At 41.4% G+C, this 18,476-nt stretch carries 19 protein-coding genes; all 19 read left to right on the top strand.

The genetic code is table 11. The annotated features are described in order from the left end of the window. Positions 1-225: 225 nt before the first annotated feature. The 19 genes from MKY20_RS21265 to xerC all read left to right on the top strand — a co-directional run bounded on the left by MKY20_RS21265 (position 226) and on the right by xerC (position 18,414). A complete protein-coding gene (locus MKY20_RS21265; protein ID WP_009330786.1) occupies positions 226-558 on the top strand; it encodes a putative DNA-binding protein in 333 nt (110 codons plus the stop codon). A gap of 12 nt (positions 559-570) precedes the next feature. Continuing rightward, on the top strand, positions 571-1,923 hold the full coding sequence (gene ffh / locus MKY20_RS21260; protein WP_009330785.1) for a signal recognition particle protein: 1,353 nt from the start codon (positions 571-573) through the stop codon (positions 1,921-1,923). A gap of 110 nt (positions 1,924-2,033) precedes the next feature. Continuing rightward, positions 2,034-2,306: a 30S ribosomal protein S16 gene (rpsP, locus tag MKY20_RS21255; RefSeq protein ID WP_009330784.1), complete on the top strand. Its 273-nt coding sequence runs from the start codon at positions 2,034-2,036 to the stop codon at positions 2,304-2,306. Positions 2,307-2,317: 11 nt separating this feature from the next. Further along, entirely contained in the window at positions 2,318-2,548 is a 231-nt protein-coding gene (locus tag MKY20_RS21250; protein WP_009330783.1) for a KH domain-containing protein, read from the top strand. Positions 2,549-2,990: 442 nt separating this feature from the next. Continuing rightward, positions 2,991-3,377 carry a YlqD family protein gene (locus MKY20_RS21245; protein ID WP_009330782.1) on the top strand — a complete coding sequence of 129 codons (387 nt, stop codon included), beginning with the start codon at positions 2,991-2,993 and terminating at the stop codon, positions 3,375-3,377. Between the two features lie 12 nt (positions 3,378-3,389). Further along, a complete protein-coding gene (gene rimM, locus MKY20_RS21240; RefSeq protein ID WP_009330781.1) occupies positions 3,390-3,911 on the top strand; it encodes a ribosome maturation factor RimM in 522 nt (173 codons plus the stop codon). Further along, positions 3,911-4,648 carry a tRNA (guanosine(37)-N1)-methyltransferase TrmD gene (gene trmD / locus MKY20_RS21235; RefSeq protein ID WP_026041703.1) on the top strand — a complete coding sequence of 246 codons (738 nt, stop codon included), beginning with the start codon at positions 3,911-3,913 and terminating at the stop codon, positions 4,646-4,648. Before rimM ends, trmD begins: the two co-directional genes overlap by 1 nt. Positions 4,649-4,785: 137 nt before the next feature. Beyond that, entirely contained in the window at positions 4,786-5,130 is a 345-nt protein-coding gene (gene rplS / locus MKY20_RS21230; protein WP_009330779.1) for a 50S ribosomal protein L19, read from the top strand. 199 nt (positions 5,131-5,329) lie between these two features. Further along, on the top strand, positions 5,330-5,881 hold the full coding sequence (gene lepB, locus MKY20_RS21225; protein WP_009330778.1) for a signal peptidase I: 552 nt from the start codon (positions 5,330-5,332) through the stop codon (positions 5,879-5,881). A gap of 42 nt (positions 5,882-5,923) precedes the next feature. Beyond that, the gene (gene ylqF, locus MKY20_RS21220) at positions 5,924-6,796 is read left to right on the top strand and encodes a ribosome biogenesis GTPase YlqF (protein WP_009330777.1); all 873 of its coding nucleotides are present in this window, start codon (positions 5,924-5,926) and stop codon (positions 6,794-6,796) included. A gap of 86 nt (positions 6,797-6,882) precedes the next feature. After that, complete coding sequence (locus MKY20_RS21215) at positions 6,883-7,662, top strand: ribonuclease HII (RefSeq protein ID WP_251266693.1); 780 nt, start codon at positions 6,883-6,885, stop codon at positions 7,660-7,662. Between the two features lie 11 nt (positions 7,663-7,673). After that, positions 7,674-9,533, top strand: coding sequence for a hypothetical protein (locus MKY20_RS21210; RefSeq protein ID WP_341002952.1), 1,860 nt, complete (start codon positions 7,674-7,676; stop codon positions 9,531-9,533). After that, positions 9,530-9,826, top strand: coding sequence for an EscU/YscU/HrcU family type III secretion system export apparatus switch protein (locus MKY20_RS21205; RefSeq protein ID WP_009330774.1), 297 nt, complete (start codon positions 9,530-9,532; stop codon positions 9,824-9,826). Before MKY20_RS21210 ends, MKY20_RS21205 begins: the two co-directional genes overlap by 4 nt. A gap of 304 nt (positions 9,827-10,130) precedes the next feature. Further along, positions 10,131-11,291, top strand: a complete 1,161-nt coding sequence (gene sucC, locus MKY20_RS21200; RefSeq protein WP_009330773.1) for an ADP-forming succinate--CoA ligase subunit beta — start codon at positions 10,131-10,133, stop codon at positions 11,289-11,291. Positions 11,292-11,424: 133 nt separating this feature from the next. After that, positions 11,425-12,327, top strand: coding sequence for a succinate--CoA ligase subunit alpha (gene sucD, locus MKY20_RS21195; protein WP_009330772.1), 903 nt, complete (start codon positions 11,425-11,427; stop codon positions 12,325-12,327). A 114-nt stretch (positions 12,328-12,441) separates the two neighbouring features. Then, positions 12,442-13,317, top strand: a complete 876-nt coding sequence (gene dprA, locus MKY20_RS21190) for a DNA-processing protein DprA (RefSeq protein WP_009330771.1) — start codon at positions 12,442-12,444, stop codon at positions 13,315-13,317. Positions 13,318-13,816: 499 nt separating this feature from the next. Beyond that, complete coding sequence (gene topA / locus MKY20_RS21185) at positions 13,817-15,892, top strand: type I DNA topoisomerase (protein ID WP_009330770.1); 2,076 nt, start codon at positions 13,817-13,819, stop codon at positions 15,890-15,892. A gap of 247 nt (positions 15,893-16,139) precedes the next feature. Beyond that, positions 16,140-17,447: an FADH(2)-oxidizing methylenetetrahydrofolate--tRNA-(uracil(54)-C(5))-methyltransferase TrmFO gene (gene trmFO / locus MKY20_RS21180; RefSeq protein ID WP_251266692.1), complete on the top strand. Its 1,308-nt coding sequence runs from the start codon at positions 16,140-16,142 to the stop codon at positions 17,445-17,447. 64 nt (positions 17,448-17,511) lie between these two features. Then, positions 17,512-18,414 carry a tyrosine recombinase XerC gene (gene xerC, locus MKY20_RS21175; RefSeq protein ID WP_019381760.1) on the top strand — a complete coding sequence of 301 codons (903 nt, stop codon included), beginning with the start codon at positions 17,512-17,514 and terminating at the stop codon, positions 18,412-18,414. The last annotated feature ends 62 nt before the right edge of the window (positions 18,415-18,476 follow it).

Here is an 18,476-nt window from a genome sequence, read left to right as displayed (position 1 = left end):
GTATTATAGATCGCTGAGCTGATTGCAGCGCACTTGACTCCTGCTCAGAGGCTCCCGTTCCTCCCCGCGGAAAGCCAAGTGCCCCGTGCTGAAATCAACGGGCTAAATTATAAAGTGAAAATAAAATGAATAATTAACCCTGTAAAGATATTTTCTTGACATGCTATGAACTTCTATGTAAACTTACTTTGTAAAGGCTTTTCACTTAACAAGGGGGAATAGGGAATGCTCGAAAAAACAACGAGGATGAACTACCTATATGATTTCTATCAATCGTTGTTAACTCCTAAGCAGAGAAGCTATATGTCCCTGTACTACCTGGATGATTTTTCGCTTGGAGAGATTGCCGAGGAATATGATGTTAGCCGGCAAGCGGTATATGACAACATTAAAAGAACAGAAGCAATGCTTGAAGAGTATGAAGAAAAGCTATTATTATTTCATAAATTTCAAGAGCGCAGCAAGCTGATTGCAGAAATAAAAGTGATGCTTCAGGAAGGCTCCCCTTCCCGAGAAGCATTGGAAGAAGCAGTGGCAGAGCTTGAGAAATTAGATTAGGAGGCGGCATATATGGCATTTGAAGGATTGGCCGACCGACTGCAAAATACAATTCAGAAGATCCGCGGAAAAGGCAAAATCAATGAAGCGGATGTAAAAGAAATGATGCGTGAAGTCCGTCTCGCCCTTTTGGAAGCGGACGTAAACTTCAAAGTCGTCAAAGAGTTTGTCAAAAAAGTCAGCGAACGTGCTGTCGGACAGGAAGTATTAAAGAGCCTGACGCCAGGACAGCAAGTCATTAAGGTTGTTAAAGAAGAATTAACGGAACTGATGGGCGGAGAGCAAAGCAAAATTGCTGTCTCCAATCGTCCCCCGACAGTCATTATGATGGTCGGTCTTCAGGGTGCCGGTAAAACGACTACAACCGGAAAGCTTGCAAACCTGCTCCGCAAAAAGTATAACCGCAATCCGATGCTGGTTGCTGCAGATATTTACCGCCCTGCGGCGATTAAACAGCTCGAAACACTTGGCAAACAGCTTAATATGCCGGTCTTCTCCCTTGGTGATCAAGTCAGTCCTGTTGAAATTGCAAAACAGGCAATCGCAAAGGCAAAAGAGGATCATCATGATTATGTTCTGATCGATACAGCAGGAAGGCTGCATGTGGATGAAGCCTTAATGGATGAGCTAAAGCAAATCAAAGAGCTTTCCAATCCAGATGAAATCTTCCTTGTTGTAGACGCCATGACTGGTCAAGATGCGGTTAATGTAGCGCAAAGCTTCAATGATCTGCTGGGTCTTACTGGGGTTGTCCTGACGAAGCTGGATGGCGATACTCGAGGCGGTGCCGCTCTATCCATTAGATCCGTAACAAACACGCCGATTAAATTCGTCGGTCTTGGGGAAAAACTGGATGCGCTTGAAGCGTTCCATCCAGAACGGATGGCGTCCCGTATATTAGGTATGGGAGATGTCCTATCCCTAATTGAAAAAGCACAGGCCAATGTGGATGAAGAAAAGGCAAAAGAGCTTGAGCAGAAGATGCGCACGGCTTCTTTCACATTCGATGATTTTTTGGATCAGCTTGGTCAGGTCCGCAGCATGGGACCGCTCGATGAGCTGCTGAAAATGATGCCTGGTGCAAACAAAATCAAAGGCTTGAATAATATCCAAATCGACGAGAAGCAAATCACTCATGTTGAAGCGATTATTAAATCGATGACGAAGGAAGAGAAAACTCACCCTGAAATCATCAATGCAAGCCGCCGCAAACGGATTGCCAAGGGAAGCGGAAGAACCGTGCCTGAAGTTAACCGTCTGCTGAAGCAATTTGAAGACATGAAAAAGATGATGAAGCAAATGGCTGGCATGCAGCAAAAAGGCAAGAAAAAAGGCGGATTTAAGCTTCCTTTTAACCCTTTTTAAGCTGTCAGCAAAGCTTTTCATAAGATGTAAAGAAAAAAACCTTTACAAACTAATTAACAATCTGATATTATACTATCTTGTGTGAAACTATTCGGAGGTGCTTATTTAAAATGGCAGTAAAAATTCGTTTAAAGCGTATGGGTGCTCACAAAAACCCTTTCTATCGTATTGTTGTAGCTGATTCTCGTTCTCCTCGTGACGGACGTTTCATTGAAACAGTAGGAACTTACAACCCGGTTGCTCAACCAGCGATCGTTGAAATCAATGAAGAGTTGGCTCTTAAATGGCTTCAGACAGGTGCTAAGCCATCTGATACAGTACGCAACCTTTTCTCTAAGCAAGGCATTATGGAGAAATTCCATAACGCTAAAAACGGTAAGTAATTCATTATAAGATGAAAGAGCTTATCGAAACGATTGTTAAGCCCCTAGTTGATTTTCCGGAAGATGTTCAAGTGAATGTCCAAGAAGAGGATCAGCGCGTAACCTATCAGCTTTCCGTCAACAAGAATGACATGGGGAAAGTAATTGGGAAGCAAGGGCGCGTTGCGAAAGCAATACGGACCGTTGTCTATGCAGCAGGTTCATCAGAACAAAAGAAGATCTTTTTAGAGATCATAGAATAATTATCCTGCATTGAGCAGGGTATTACCAAAAAAAGGAGGGGCTTCCCCTCCTTTTTTTACAATCTAAAAAATCCTGCTGTTTGAACTTTATTGTCCTCTGATTTAAAATATTATTCAATCTGCTGAGTTGATTGGAGTGGAGGGGCATTTGATCCTCGAAAATGCTGACGCATTTCCTTTGTGCGGTGTAATTTCGTGGAAGCTTATCAAATTTCCTGCGGGAAGTAAGGAAAGTGAAAGACCTCACAGGCAGGCGAAGCCGAGGAGGCTCTCATCTCTCCCAGCGGAAAGCAAGTGACCCGTTCTGAAATCAGCGGGCAGAATATATAAAGTAACACAGCATTACACCAGAAAAGTTAAAATATAAACATCGCCAACTAAGAATTTGACAGCAGTCAGTAAAGCCGTTTTTTTAATCGGATCAATTTGGGAGGCGCTGTACGTGAACATCATTCAATCGGTTACAGTTAAGCAGGTGCTGACAGAGAACAGCAAGAAAGAACTGCTGGAAGGCTATATGGCCAAAAAAAAGCAGCTGCAGAAAGAAAGTGATCAGCTGAGGTTTGAACTGAAAAAACAGGAAAAAACCAAAAAACTGCATCCGGCCAGTCTAAAAAAGCATTTTGAAAAGGAAATTCAAATGAGGCAGGAAAAAGTCCAGCTGCTCGATTTTCAAATAGAACAATTACATATGCTACCGTTAGGAAGCGAATTGAAAGAAAAAGAAGTCCAGGCGATTATTGAGGTTCAAAAGGGTACCCGCTGGGAAGACATAGAAAAAGGGAAAACCATCATCATAAGAGATGGAATTGTTGATGAAATACGCTAGAGGTGATAGTACATGCAGAAATGGTTCAACGTAGGAAAAATCGTGAACACCCATGGCATAAAAGGGGAAGCAAGGGTCATTTCCAAAACAGACTTTGCAGAGGAAAGGTATAAGCCGGGAAATAAACTTTATTTGTTCATGCCTGATACAAAAGGTGATCCAATTGAGCTGACAGTGAAAACTCACCGTACCCATAAAACATTCGATTTGCTTACCTTTGAAGGATACGAAAATATTAATGGGATTGAAAAAATGAAGGGCGGCATCCTGAAAATTTCGGAAGATCAGCTAGGCGATCTTGAAGAAGATGAGTTTTACTACCATGAAATCATAGGGTGTACTGTTGAAACGCTTGATGGAGCGGAAGTAGGTAAAATCAAGGAAATTCTTTCTCCTGGAGCAAATGATGTATGGGTAATCAAAGCAAAAGGCGGGAAGGAAATACTGATCCCGTATATTGAAGATGTTGTTAAGGAAGTTAATGTGAAAGACAAACTTGTGAAAATTAATGCGATAGAAGGATTGCTTTCATGATGAATATTGATGTGCTCACTCTGTTTCCTGAAATGTTTGAAGGCGTTTTTGGACATTCCATCCTAAAAAAAGCGGCTGAAAATGAAGCAGTGAATTACAACGTGGTCAACTTTAGGGAATATGCCGACAATAAGCACAAAACCGTAGATGATTATCCATATGGCGGAGGGGCGGGAATGGTTTTAAAACCCCAGCCCATATTTGATGCTGTAGATGATCTTCGCAGTAAAAGCGGGGCGTCCCCGAGGGTTATTCTCCTGTGTCCTCAAGGAGAACGCTTTACACAGAAGAAAGCTGAAGAGCTTGCTGAAATGGATCACCTGATTTTTGTTTGCGGACATTACGAGGGGTATGATGAAAGAATACGTGAACATGTGGTAACCGATGAAATTTCGATTGGTGATTTTGTGCTGACTGGAGGAGAGCTTGGAGCCATGGTCGTAATCGATAGTGTTGTCCGTTTGCTGCCAGGTGTATTGGGCAACGAAGAATCACACATAAAGGACTCTTTCAGCACAGGTTTTCTTGAACACCCTCATTACACCCGTCCAGCGGAATTCAGGGGCATTAAAGTGCCGGATGTCCTCATGTCAGGGAATCATCGCCTTGTCGACGAGTGGCGAGCCAAAGAATCCTTAAGAAGGACGTATTTAAGGCGTCCTGATCTTCTTGAGGGTGCAGAATTAACAAAAGAACAGCAAAAGTGGCTGGATGAAATTAAAAAAGAAGATAAATAACATTGAAGTTGCCGTCCAAGTATGGTATGATACTTTTTGTGACTTAGGCTGAACTTGTTCAGTTTTCGTCTGATAAAGATGTTCCGCTGCAAACATATAGGTTGTGCAAGAGCGTCTGCTGAGAGGAGTTGAAAACGATGCAAAAACTAATTGAAGAAATCACAAAAGAACAGCTTCGTACTGACCTTCCGTCTTTCCGTCCTGGTGATACTGTACGTGTACACGTAAGTATTGTTGAGGGAACTCGTGAGCGTGTTCAGGTATATGAAGGTGTTGTGATTAAGCGTCGTGGTGGTGGAATCAGCGAAACTTTCACAGTTCGTAAGATTTCTTACGGTGTAGGCGTTGAGCGTACATTCCCTGTACACACACCTAAGATTGCGAAGCTTGAAGTTATCCGCCGCGGTAAAGTCCGCCGTGCGAAACTTTACTACCTGCGTAACCTTCGCGGTAAAAAAGCTCGTATCAAAGAAATTCGATAATAAAGAAAAGAAGGAGCTTGTTAAATCAAGCTCCTTTTTCTTTCATGAAACAGCAGAATATAAATAATATTACATAAATGTTAAATAATATATAAATAAGGTTCCCATCGTGTTTATTAAGAAGAATTTTTGTAAAATAAAAAAGACAACACTTTCCATGCAGATTAATTAATGGCTTAGAAGAATGGTGGGGGATTTAATGGCGAAAAAGAAAAATGAATTATGGGAATGGACAAAAGCACTTGTAATCGCAGTCCTGTTAGCAGCAGTCATCAGATATTTTTTATTTGCTCCGATTGTGGTTGACGGCTTGTCCATGATGCCAACATTGCATGATCAGGATCGAATGATTGTTAATAAGTTCAGTTATAAGATTGGCGAGCCCGAGCGCTTCGACATCATTGTTTTCCATGCACCTGAAAACAAAGATTACATCAAAAGGGTAATAGGCCTTCCTGGAGATAAGATTGAATACAAAGATGATACTCTTTATGTAAATGGGAAAGCTTATGAAGAGCCTTACCTGGAGGAATATAAAAAACAGGTAATCGATGGGCCGCTGACAGAGCCGTTTACTTTAAAAGAAAAGATAGGACAGGAAACAGTGCCTGAAGGCCACTTATTTGTAATGGGTGACAACCGCCGCTTCAGCAAGGACAGCCGTCACATTGGCCCTGTTCCGATGGAAGAAGTACTGGGTGATGCCGGAGTAATATACTGGCCTATAGAGGACATTCGAATCGTTGATTGATTCTTTCTTTAATAAATACATATTGGATGGAGGTGACCAGCTGTGACGATCCAGTGGTTTCCCGGCCATATGGCGAAAGCCCGCAGGCAGGTTACAGAAAAATTAAAACTGGTCGATATCATCTTTGAGCTCGTTGATGCAAGGATCCCTTATTCATCACGAAATCCGATGATCGATGAAATTATTCAGCACAAACCGCGGCTTGTTTTATTGAATAAAGCTGACATGGCTGATAAAGAAGCGACAAAAAAGTGGATCAAACATTTTGAAGATAAGGGTATAAGAGCTCTTGCGATAAACTCGCAGGCGGGACAAGGCATGAAGGAAATCGTCTCCGCATCTCAGAGTATTCTTCAGGAAAAGTTCGATCGAATGAAGGCGAAGGGTGTTAAGCCTAGAGCAATCCGGGCAATGATAGTAGGTATTCCAAACGCTGGAAAGTCCACCCTTATCAATCGCCTGGCCAAAAAGAATATAGCCAGGACAGGAAATACCCCCGGCGTTACGAAAGCCCAGCAATGGATAAAGGTAGGGAAAGAGCTGGAGCTTCTCGATACCCCTGGGATTCTATGGCCAAAATTTGAAGATCAGGAAGTAGGTCTTAAGCTTGCTCTGACTGGAGCAATAAAAGATACTATATTAAATCTTCAGGATGTTGCAGTATATGCTCTGCGCTTTCTCGGCCTCAGGTATCCAGATCGCCTGCATGAGAGATATCAGCTTGATGAAATTCCGGAGGATATTGTGGAAGTATTTGATAAAATCGGCAGGCTGCGCGGCTGCCTGATGGGCGGCGGCGAAATTGATTATGATAAGGTAACAGAGCTGGTAATCAGAGAATTCCGTTCTGAAAAATTGGGGCCAATCACTTTGGAATTGCCCGAAGAGATGGGAGTTCGGAGTGAAGCTGAATAATTTAGATGAAGACCTTCTGTTCACAGGAGGCCTTTATTTTTTTGCGGAAATGCCGATACATACATTAGATTGAAATGGAGAAGTCTATGGAAAAATTAACTATTCGTCAAATAGAAGAAAAAATCAAAACAATTAAGTCAGAGGATGACCCTTTCCTTTATTCCATAAAGCATGATGAAAGAAAAGGAGTACAGCAGCTATTAGAAAGATGGCATTCCCGAAATCTGCAGCAAAGAAAGATATATGAAAAGCATAAAGAAATGAGTCAGTATGAAGTTCGTTACCGGAGCCAGGGTTTTCAGTTTATTGCCGGAATTGATGAAGTAGGCAGGGGCCCGCTTGCAGGACCAGTGGTAGCTGCAGCAGTTATTTTGCCAGAAGACTTCTTCCTCCCGGGTTTAGATGATTCAAAAAAGGTGCCGGAGAGCAAAAGAGAAGAATTTTCTGAGATAATTAAGGCTAAGGCTGCAGCGTTCAGCGTTGGAATCATTGATCCGGAAGAAATCGACCGCATCAATATATTTGAAGCGACAAAAAAAGCAATGCTTTCAGCAATTGAAGGGCTGAGCCCAAAACCGGACTTCCTGCTTGCAGATGCCGTAAAACTATTAACTCCTTACCCAATGGAAGCTATCATTAAGGGAGATGGCAAAAGCATATCGATTGCTGCAGCCTCTATCATAGCTAAAGTCACGAGAGACAGAATGATGGCTGAAATAGGTAAAGAGTTTCCTCAATATGGATTCGAGAAAAATATGGGCTATGGGACGAAGGAGCATCTTGAAGCCATCACACTGCATGGAATATCTCCTTATCATCGGAAAAGCTTTGCACCAATAAAAAATCTTATTAGTGAAATAGAATAGAAGGTGAAGGCATGAAGCCGTCTGATATTATCCAAAGAATAATAAGGCATGACCAGAACAATGCAGTAAAAACGGCTGCATTTATACCTGGCCAAATTGTCAGCGGAAAGATAGTAAAGCTATTTCCAAACCAGACGGCAGAGGTGCAAATTGGGTCACATAAAGCGATAGCGCAGCTGGAAATCCCTTTATCAGCCAACATCAGATATTGGTTTAAAGTTGAGCCAGGTGAGGGAATGCTGCGCTTAAAGGTAATGGAATCAGCAGACAGACCAGGTGCGGAAGCCCCGGCTGAAAGCCTTCTAAGACAGCTGGGAATGCAGTTATCCAGAGAAAATAAGATGGTTATTCAATTTTTTCTTAGAGAACAGCTTCCGATTACAGGTGAAACTCTGAAGATGGCATCTGAATGGATCAAGGAAAGCCGATCAGCTGAAGATGGACTGCGGACAGTAAAAGAGCTGTTTATAAGGCAGCTTCCCTTTTCAAAGGATGTTTTTTCAGCGATATCCTCAGTCTTGCATGGGGACTCTCTTTCATCCCTTATGGGGGAATTGCTGGATGAATTAAAGGGTGGTGGTTTATCAACTAAAGGGCAGCAAATATATTCGCTGCTTGGTGATCTGACAAAGCCTTCAAGAGAAAAATGGGGTCAGCAGGCAATATACAGATTGTTTTCTGAATGGCTGAATACAAAAAACCAGGCAAGTTCACACACTGCTTTCCAGCTCCTGAAAGTATTGGGGCTGATGCCGGGTGAAACGGCCGAGGATGCGGCTTTACAGCAGCTTATGGAGGTAAGCATCCAAAATAAACCGATTAGTCATGTCCTGACGGAAATTATGAAAGCAAACGATTCCGGGAACAGGCAGGAATTTATATTGAACTTGGCAAAGCTAAATGGATTTATTGCACAAAGATCGGAAAGCAGTGGACTATCTCAAACTCTGGAAATCTTATTCAATGATATTCGAAATGGAAAGAATTCTTTTCCAGCAGAAAAGAATTTGCTTAACACCTTTTTCAAATCAGTTCTTTCCCACACATTAAATGATGATTTGGACCAATTATTGTCAGATGCTTATGGGATAAAGCAGGCTGCTGTTCAGGCGGGGAGATTACTGGCAGGTGAGAAACCTTTGGCAGCAGCGGCTCTCAATCTGCGGGAAAAGACAATGATGGAAGAACTGAAAAATAGCCTGCAAACAGAGGTTAACCTTACATATGACCAGCGGAATATTCATAGTGAATTGAAGAGAATAATCAGAACATTGGGGCTTTCTTATGAACATGACTTCATAAATTTATTAAAACATTCCGATGAAGGAGCTTCCAAAAAGCTGGATACCCTTAAACCGCTCCTGATGGGCTTTATAAATGAAGAAACTTCGCACATAGCTAAAGATGCAGCTGAACGGCTTCTGCATAAATTAACCGGCTTTCAGGCTCTCTCGCAGGAATCCGGCCCATTGCAGCACTATATTTTTCAGCTTCCTGTTTCTTTATGGGGGAAAATCTCCGATTTGACAATGCAATGGAGCGGCCGCAAAACGGAAGAGGGGAAAATTGATCCCAGCCATTGCCGGGTTATATTTTATTTGAATTTAGAGCATCTGAATGAAACTATTGTCGATCTTCAAGTTCAAAACAGAATTATTAAAATTTCAGTTATTAATGAGCACAAAGAAATAAAGGATTTAACAGCTCCATTTGCCGCTGAACTAAAAGAAAATCTATTAAAATTAAATTATAAGCTGTCCTCTGTTTCAGTCCAAAAGCCGGAGTCTGCAGGGGATTCACCTATTGGAAAAGATACAATGACATCGATTGTGCAATCAAATCAATTCAGCGGAGTAGATATAAGGATATGAAAAAAGTTCATGATCAAAAAAGGAAAGAAGCGGTAGCATTAACCTATGATCCTGTGAATCAGGGAGCACCAAGGATATCCGCAAAGGGGAAGGGACTGGTTGCTGAAAATATCCTTGTGAAGGCTAAGGAACATGATATTCCGGTGCAGGAAGATCCTGCTCTTGTAGAGCTTCTTGGCAAGCTTAACATCAATGAGGGTATACCGGAAGAACTATATCAGGCTGTTGCTGAGGTGTTTGTTTTTATCTACAGGGCTGATCAGGAAGCCGGGAAGAGGGAAAATGAAGAATAATCTATTCTGGTAAACCAATATGGTTTATTCTCAGTAATTCAATTCGAAGGGATGACAGCGGGATTTTACTTGAGTCTAATAAAAAAGAAAACTGTCGAAAAGGCAGTTTTTCTTTATTTTAAAAAAATAATTTTAAAATAAAATAAGTGTAAAACATCTATTATGACAGGGTTTCTGCACTTTTTAATATTTTTAATTTTTAAAGAAATATAATATTTTAGAGTAAATGGTAGACAAGGGTTGTGTCATTTTATAAAATGAAAGCGCAGTTATTTTTTTGAAGAGTTAGATAGGAGGATGGGAAATGAATATACATGAGTATCAAGGTAAAGAAGTCCTCAGACAATACGGGGTCGCAGTTCCGAACGGAAAAGTGGCATTTACAGTAGAAGAAGCTGTTGAAGCTGCTAAAGAACTTGGCACTGAGGTATGTGTGGTAAAAGCACAAATCCACGCCGGAGGACGCGGTAAAGCTGGCGGTGTAAAAGTTGCCAAAAATCTTGACGAAGTTCGTACATATGCAAGTGAAATCCTGGGGAAAACACTTGTTACACATCAAACAGGCCCGGAAGGCAAGGAAGTAAAGCGTTTACTGATTGAAGAGGGCTGTGACATTAAGAAGGAATATTATGTTGGTCTAGTCTTGGACCGCGCAACGTCACGCGTAGTTTTAATGGCTTCTGAAGAGGGCGGCACAGAAATCGAAGAAGTAGCTGAACAGACGCCTGAAAAAATCTTCAAGGAAGAAATTGATCCTGTGCTTGGTTTAACAGCATTCCAGGCGCGCAGAATCGCTTTTAATATCAATATCCCATCAAAGCTTGTCGGACAAGCTGTTAAATTCATGATGGGCTTATACAGAGCTTACATTGAAAAAGATTGCTCTATCGCTGAAATCAATCCATTAGTAGTAACTGGAGACGGCAAGGTAATGGCTCTGGATGCAAAGCTGAACTTTGATGGAAATGCTCTTTACCGTCAAAAGGACATCATGGCTCTTCGTGACCTTGAAGAAGAGGATGCAAAGGAAATCGAAGCATCCAAATATGACCTGAGCTATATTTCCCTTGATGGAAATATCGGCTGCATGGTTAACGGTGCAGGATTGGCGATGGCTACTATGGATATCGTCAAACACTATGGCGGAGACCCGGCCAATTTCCTTGATGTTGGGGGCGGTGCAACTGCTGAAAAGGTTACTGAAGCTTTCAAAATCATCCTTTCTGATAAAAACGTAAAAGGTATTTTTGTTAATATCTTTGGCGGAATCATGAAGTGCGACGTCATCGCCACTGGCGTAGTGGAAGCAGCGAAGCAAGTAGGCTTGACTGTGCCTTTAGTTGTACGTCTGGAAGGTACAAATGTTGAATTGGGCAAGAAGATCCTTGCTGAATCCGATATCGATATCATTGCGGCTGAATCAATGGCCGACGGCGCACAAAAAATCGTTTCTTTAGTAGGCTAGGAATCAAAATTGAGCGGCCGTTCAGTGTCTAAGGCATTTGGCGGAATCCGAAAGGCTTGTTTGCCTGAAAGAGCTTTTGCTTATGACCTTTGAGTACAGAATGGCACTCTTTAGACCAGAAAGGAGAATTAACGTGAGCGTATTTATTAATAAAGATACTAAAGTTATAGTTCAAGGGATTACTGGTTCAACAGCCCTTTTCCATACTAAGCAAATGCTTGAATACGGAACGCAAATTGTCGGCGGTGTAACTCCTGGTAAAGGCGGTACTGAAGTAGAAGGTGTTCCTGTCTTCAATACTGTGGAGGAAGCAGTTAAGGCTACAGGTGCCAATGCCTCCGTTATCTATGTTCCAGCTCCATTTGCTGCAGATGCTATTCTTGAGGCGGTAGATGCAGAATTGGATCTTGCCATTTGTATCACCGAGCATATTCCTGTATTGGATATGGTTAAAGTTAAGCGTTATATGGAAGGCAAGAAGACTCGCCTTGTAGGTCCTAACTGCCCTGGTGTTATTACTCCTGATGAGTGTAAGATCGGCATTATGCCTGGATATATCCATACTAAAGGTCATGTTGGGGTTGTTTCCCGTTCTGGAACATTGACATATGAAGCGGTACACCAGCTGTCACAGGCTGGAATCGGCCAGTCCACTGCTGTTGGTATCGGCGGAGACCCGGTTAACGGAACAAACTTCATTGATGTATTAAAAGCATTTAATGAAGATCCAGAAACTTATGCTGTAATCATGATTGGTGAAATCGGCGGAACAGCTGAAGAAGAAGCTGCAGAGTGGGTTAAAGCAAACATGACTAAGCCTGTTGTAGGCTTCATCGGCGGTCGCACTGCACCTCCAGGTAAGCGTATGGGCCATGCCGGTGCAATTATTTCAGGAGGCAAAGGAACAGCTGATGAAAAAATCCGTGTTATGAATGAATGCGGTATTCAAGTAGCAGATACTCCATCCGTAATGGGTGAAACCCTGATAAAGGTTTTAAAAGAAAAAGGCCTTTATGATCAGTGTAAAACTCATTAATCCTATTTAAATAACTTAAGAGTAGTCCCTCTGTTTGAGGGACTATTTCTGCATTGCCAAATCCGTTTATCCCCGCACATACCCCGCTTTATAAAAAAATTCAGGAGGCTCCCCATGAATGAATTTAATATGAGGCTCACCCATCTCCATCATTGCAGAGGAATGAGCTGGAAGATGATTTATAACATTCTTAAGAAAGATCCCCAATTAAATTGTATGTATAATCATACCCTTTTCCGAATAATACCCCAGTTATTCACCACCAAAGATTCTCTTTCAAATGTACTCCAAGATCTTCATTCAGATCAAATCCAGGAACAAATTCGCCAATATTCACCAAATGGCATTAAAACCATTACAATTTTTGATAAGGAATATCCGATTCTATTAAAAGAAACGTATCAGCCGCCATGGGTTATTTATGCAAGAGGTGATATCAGTCTTCTGAATAGCGGAACTCACCTGGCCGTTGTCGGTTCCAGACAGGCAACAGAGTATGGAGAAAAAGCAATTCAATACATGTTTCCAAAGCTTATCGAAAAAGGGGTTATTATTGTAAGCGGGCTGGCAGCTGGTATTGATGCCATTGCACATAAGGAAGCAATCAAAAATAAAGGGAAAACAATTGGTGTCATAGCTGGCGGGCTGTTCCATATTTATCCTCAGGCTAATCAAAGGCTAGCATATGAAATGATGAAAAATCAGCTGGTTATTTCTGAATATCCGCCAGCCACAAGACCCTCGAGATGGCAGTTTCCAATGAGAAACCGAATCATCAGCGGCATTAGCAGAGGCACATTGATAATCCAGGCTAAAAGCAAAAGCGGCTCCCTTATTACAGCAAATTATGCGGTTCATGAAGGAAGAGAAGTCTTTGCAGTCCCTGGAAATATCTTTAGCCCATTCTCTGGGGGAACTAATGAATTAATTCAGCAAGGCGCTAAATTGGTAAAATCAGCTGAGGAGATCTTAGAAGAATTCCTTTACTAATCAGGAAAATGAAATAGGAGCCTTGCTATAGATTAAGTGCTCCTTTTTCTTACTTCAGCTCATTTTAAATGTGTTAATTTAAAGGATTTTTTACAAAAAGGTTGAAATTCTATTAAAACTGTTATACATTTTGCAACAGGTATTATGGAAAGAAAAAGTCTGCTTCTTTATTCGCTTTAGAATATTTTCTTGGAAACGGTTGCGGAAATAATCCGCTTAAGTTTGACAAACTTGAATAGAATGTAGAATAATAATGAATATTTCAATACTCAAGCAGTAAAGCTGATGATATCAGCAAGCTGGCGAAGAATAAGCAATATTACTTCAATTATGCTATAAGACACTTAAGCCGCTCCTCAGGATGTAAATATCCAACCCAGAGGCTGTTTAATATAGGTTAGTGATAAATGAAAGCAGGCAAGTTTAGCATGTAAAAAATGCAGCATTCAAAGATGATTTTGCCTGAATGTTTAAAAATCCCTCTCAAGGAGGACTACTGATGTCAGAGTTTCTTGTAATCGTTGAGTCACCTGCAAAGGCAAAAACGATTGAGCGTTATTTAGGAAAAAAATATAAAGTTAAAGCTTCCATGGGACATGTCAGGGATCTTCCTAAAAGCCAAATGGGCATAGATGTGGAAAATAATTTTGAACCAAAATACATAACCATTCGTGGAAAGGGCCCAGTTTTAAAGGAACTTAAGTCAGCGGCCAAAAAAGCCAAGAAAATTTATCTCGCGGCTGACCCCGACAGAGAAGGGGAAGCAATTGCATGGCATCTGGCACATAGCCTGGATATGGACGTTACTTCGGACTGCCGTGTTGTTTTTAATGAAATTACGAAAGATGCCATTAAAGAATCCTTTAAGCATCCAAGGCCAATCAACATGGATCTTGTTGATGCCCAGCAGGCAAGACGGATGCTTGATCGGTTAGTCGGTTATAATATCAGCCCATTATTATGGAAGAAAGTGAAAAAAGGATTAAGTGCGGGCAGAGTACAGTCTGTTGCAGTCCGTTTGATTATCGACCGCGAAAAGGAAATTAAGGACTTTATACCAGAAGAGTACTGGTCCATTGACGGAGAGTTCCTAAAAGGAAAAACAGCCTTTGATGCAGCTTTTTACGGGCTGGAGAATGAAAAAGTGGAATTGAAGTCTGAAAGCGATGTTCAAAATATATTAAGTAAAATGAAGGGCAATAAATTTAAGGTGGCATCGGTTACCAAGAAGGAAAGAAAGCGGAATCCTGCCGCCCCTTTTACTACGTCCTCACTTCAGCAGGAAGCTGCAAGGAAATTAAATTTCCGTGCCAAGAAAACCATGATGCTTGCACAGCAGCTTTATGAGGGAATTGACCTCGGCAAAGAAGGAACTGTTGGTTTAATTACTTATATGAGAACTGATTCAACACGCATATCTGAAATTGCGCAAAATGAAGCAGCAGATTATATTCAAAATTCTTACGGAAAAGAATTCCTGCAGGGTGAAAAGAAAAAAGAAAAGAAAAACAGCAACGCCCAGGATGCCCATGAGGCCATCCGCCCGACAAGCACACTAAGGTCGCCTGCAAGTTTAAAAGAATACTTGTCGCGTGATCAGCTTCGATTATACAGGCTCATTTGGGAACGCTTTGTTGCAAGCCAAATGGCACCAGCTGTTATGGACACAATGAGTGTAGATTTAAAGAATGGAGAAGTGATCTTCAGGGCAACAGGCTCAAAAGTGAAGTTCCCTGGATTTATGAAAGTCTATGTTGAAGGTACAGATGATCAGTCAGAGGAAAAAGATAATATGCTCCCAGACCTGAGAGAAGGGGATGAAGTCCTTAAAAAAGACATCGAACCCAAACAGCACTTCACTCAGCCTCCTCCAAGGTATACTGAGGCGAGGCTGGTAAAAACACTTGAAGAACAGGGAATTGGGCGGCCATCCACTTTTGCTCCGACTCTTGACACAATTCAAAAACGGGGTTATGTTGCTCTGGACAACAAACGTTTTATTCCGACTGAACTGGGGGAAATTGTTCTTGAGCTGATCATGGAATTCTTCCCTGAAATCCTTGATATCGAGTTTACAGCAAAGATGGAAAAGGACCTGGACTATGTTGAAGAAGGCAAGGTCAATTGGGTACAGATCATTGATGAATTCTATAAAGATTTTGAAAAGAATCTTGAGATAGCGGAAAAAGAAATGCAGGAAGTAGAAATTAAGGATGAACCTGCAGGTGAAGATTGTGAGCAATGCGGAAATCCAATGGTGTTCAAGATGGGGCGCTATGGAAAATTCATGGCATGCAGCAATTTCCCTGACTGCCGCAATACCAAACCAATTGTAAAGGATATTGGTGTGAAGTGTCCGAAGTGCAAAGAAGGAAATATTATAGAAAGAAAAAGCAAAAAACGCAGGATCTTCTACGGCTGTGACAGATTCCCTGAATGTGACTTTATTTCATGGGATAAGCCGCTGCCAAGAAGCTGTCCTAAATGCGATAACCTTCTAGTTGAGAAAAAACTCAAAAAAGGTGTCCAGGTTCAGTGTGTTGAATGCGACTATAAGGAAGAAAAGCAAAGTTAAGGGTGGGCTTAAATGCTCACTCTTTTCTATTGCGGGATGTGTATCCAGAATACTTCCAGCCGGTGTATTCCTTTTGGTTTGTTTCAAAGTATATTAGCTTCAAATCGTTCACGAAACTTTTTTATTTTTAAATCGTATTGTAAAATGGCAAAATGAATAAGAACAGGGTAAAGTAAGAGAGACTGTTTTTAAAAAATATAAATTAATCATGACATCGTCATCATAAGTATATATGGAGGTTCATTTTATGAAAGATACAGCAGTAAATGTAATAGGAGCGGGATTAGCAGGCAGTGAGGCCGCGTGGCAGCTGGCCAGCAGGGGAATAAAAGTAAAGCTCTATGAAATGAGGCCAGTAAGGCAGACTCCTGCCCACCACACAGATAAATTTGCAGAACTTGTCTGCAGCAACTCTCTGCGTGCAAATACTTTAACAAATGCAGTTGGTGTATTAAAAGAAGAAATGCGGAAGCTGAATTCTGTTATCATTCATTCAGCTGACAGCAGTGCCGTTCCTGCTGGGGGCGCATTGGCAGTTGACCGGCATGATTTTGCCGCTCGTGTTACAGAGCAAGTCAAAAATCATCCGAATGTAACGGTAATCAACGAAGAAGTGACAGATATTCCGGAAGGGCCAACTGTAATTGCTACTGGACCGCTGACAAGTGAAGACCTATCCGGAAAATTAAAAGAGCTGTCCGGAGAAGATTATTTATATTTTTATGATGCGGCTGCTCCAATATTAGAAAAAGACTCAATCGATATGAATAAAGTTTATTTGAAATCACGGTATGATAAGGGAGAAGCGGCATATTTGAATTGCCCTATGACAGAAGAAGAATTCGACCGTTTTTATGAGGCTCTTACCACGGCCGAAACAGTTCCATTAAAGGAATTTGAAAAGGAAATCTTTTTCGAGGGCTGTATGCCAATAGAGGTCATGGCAAACAGGGGAAAGAAAACAATGCTCTTTGGCCCGATGAAGCCAGTAGGTTTAGAAGATCCGAAAACAGGAAAAAGGCCATATGCAGTTGTTCAGCTTCGACAGGATGATGCTGCCGGAACTCTTTATAATATTGTAGGTTTCCAGACACATTTGAAATGGGGGCCGCAAAAAGAAGTAATACGCTTGATTCCTGGTCTCGAAAATGCTGAAATAGTAAGGTATGGCGTTATGCACCGGAATACATTTATCAACTCTCCAAAAGTTCTGCGCGCAACATATCAATTCAAGAACCGGGATGATTTGTTCTTTGCAGGGCAAATGACAGGGGTTGAAGGGTATGTTGAATCTGCTGCCAGCGGACTTGTGGCAGGCATCAATGCTGCAAGGCTTGTTAAAGGAGAAGATCCTATAGAGTTTCCTCATGAGACAGCGATTGGAAGCATGGCGCGTTATATTACCACTGCTAACCCGAAAAGTTTCCAGCCAATGAACGCTAATTTTGGTTTGTTTCCTGAACTTCCTGAAAAAATCAGAGGAAAAAAAGAAAGAAATGAGAAGCATGCGGAGAGAGCATTAGGAACAATTCAGAACTTTGTGAAAAATTTGTAAATTATGTTGCGTTGGGCTGCTGAGTTGTGATACTATTTAGTAGCCCTTGCGAGGTGAACATTTAATGTCTGAAAATGTGAACGTTTCTTTAAAGTTGTTTATTGAATATTTACAAATTGAGAAAAATTATTCACAATATACTATTGAGCATTACCAGCATGATATTAGTGAATTTTTTATGTTCATGGCTGAACAAGCCATTGCTGATTTAACCAAAGTCGCATATCAGGATGTCAGGATATATCTTACTGAACTTTACGATAAAAAAATGTCCCGTAAGTCAGTTGCCAGGAAAATATCAAGCTTAAGGAGCTTTTTTAAATTTTTGCTCAGAGAAGAAAAAGTCGCTGAAAATCCTTTTGCACTTGTTTCGATTCCGAAAGCGCAGAAAAAGCTGCCGGAATTTTTCTATGAGGCGGAAATGATGCAGCTTTTCAATGCTTGTGAAGCCAGCACTCCTCTAGGGCAAAGAAATAAGGCACTTCTTGAACTATTGTATGCAACCGGCATCCGCGTCAGCGAGTGCAGCCAAATCCGCTTAAAAGACCTGGATATGTATCTATCAACGGTTCTAGTCCGCGGCAAGGGCAGTAAAGAGCGGTATGTCCCTTTCGGAAGCTTTGCCCAGGATGCACTTGACACATACATAAACCATGGACGTAAAAAATTGCTTGCCAATGGGAACGTGCAGGAAAATTTGTTTCTGAATGCCCGGGGTGGTCCGCTTACAGCAAGGGGAATCAGGACTATACTGGATAGAATAATCGAGAAATCCTCCTTAACAGGCAAAATTCATCCCCATATGCTTCGCCACACATTTGCGACGCATTTAATGGCAAATGGGGCTGATATGAGAACAGTTCAGGAATTACTTGGACACGCATTTCTATCATCAACCCAGGTATATACACATGTTACGAATGAATACTTGAAAAAAACTTATATGGCCCATCATCCGCGGGCTTAGCAAAAGAAAGTCAATACCAACTAGTCTGCAGAAAAAAATCAAAGGCAATATGCTCCAAAGGA

This window comes from Cytobacillus sp. FSL W8-0315, assembly GCF_038002905.1.
In the GTDB taxonomy this organism is placed as follows: Bacteria; Bacillota; Bacilli; order Bacillales; family Cytobacillaceae; genus Cytobacillus; species Cytobacillus pseudoceanisediminis.
The sequence above is the reverse complement of the archived record's forward strand: the minus strand, read 5'-3'. Positions and strand labels throughout refer to the sequence as shown.